General features: G+C 67.9%; 1 protein-coding gene. It reads left to right on the top strand.

Translation table 11 applies throughout. The annotated features are described in order from the left end of the window. Window positions 1–62: 62 nt before the first annotated feature. Window positions 63–842 carry a transposase family protein gene (locus ACLJN9_RS30510; RefSeq protein ID WP_410815152.1) on the top strand — a complete coding sequence of 260 codons (780 nt, stop codon included), beginning with the start codon at window positions 63–65 and terminating at the stop codon, window positions 840–842. Window positions 843–893: the final 51 nt, after the last annotated feature.

The following is an 893-nucleotide window of genomic DNA, read 5'->3' as shown; positions in this document are numbered from 1 at the left end:
CTAAGGGATGTCTCGTAACCCTGGTGTCTGTCCGTTGAGGATGGTCGGGCAGGATGCCGGGGGTGCAGGTGATCACGGCAGCTCGCCCGGAGTGGATCTTTCCGTTCACCGGCCTGCAGCCCGCCCAGTTCCGCACGCTGGTCCGGCTGGTCGTTGAGCGTGGTGGTGACGGCATCGCTGATGGTCGGCCCGGCCGGCAATGGGCCCTGGACTTGCCGGATCGGGTGTTGCTGGTCGCCGCGTACTGGCGTACGAACCTGACGATGCGCCAGATCGGCCCGCTGTTCGGGGTGTCGCACTCGGCGGCGCATCGGGTCATCGACACCCTCGCGCCGCTGTTGGCCCTGGCGCCGGTGCGCAAACGGCCGGTCGAGCAGATCGCGATCGTCGACGGGACGCTGGTCCCGACCCGCGATCACCGCCTGGCCGCCCGGAGCAAGAACTACCGGTACTCGACGAACCTGCAGCTCGCCATCGACGCCTCCACCCGCCTGGTCATCGCCGTCGGTGACCCGCAGCCCGGCAACCGCAACGACACGATCGTCTACCGCACCTCGGGCATCGCCGAGACGTTGGACGGGCGGCCGGTGATGGCCGACGGCGGCTACCGGGGCAACCCGGAGGTGATCATGCCGTACCGCAAACCCACCGACGGCAGCGACCTGCCCGCCTGGAAGGAAGCCCTCAACGTCCAGCACCGCACCGTCCGAGCAGGGGTCGAACACGCCCTGGCCAGGATGAAGAACTTCAAGATCCTGCGCGACTACCGACGCGCCGCCCACACATTGGCCGACGCCGCCTCCGGCATCGCCAACCTCCACAACATCATCCTCGCCGGCTGACCACCGGCCGCCCCAAGCAACGCCTTCAATCAGTTACGAGACATCCCTTAG

Source organism: Micromonospora sp. 067-2 (assembly GCF_046549295.1).
In the GTDB taxonomy this organism is placed as follows: Bacteria; Actinomycetota; Actinomycetes; order Mycobacteriales; family Micromonosporaceae; genus Micromonospora.
Note: the sequence above shows the minus strand (reverse complement) of the source record. Positions and strands in the feature narration are given on the sequence as shown.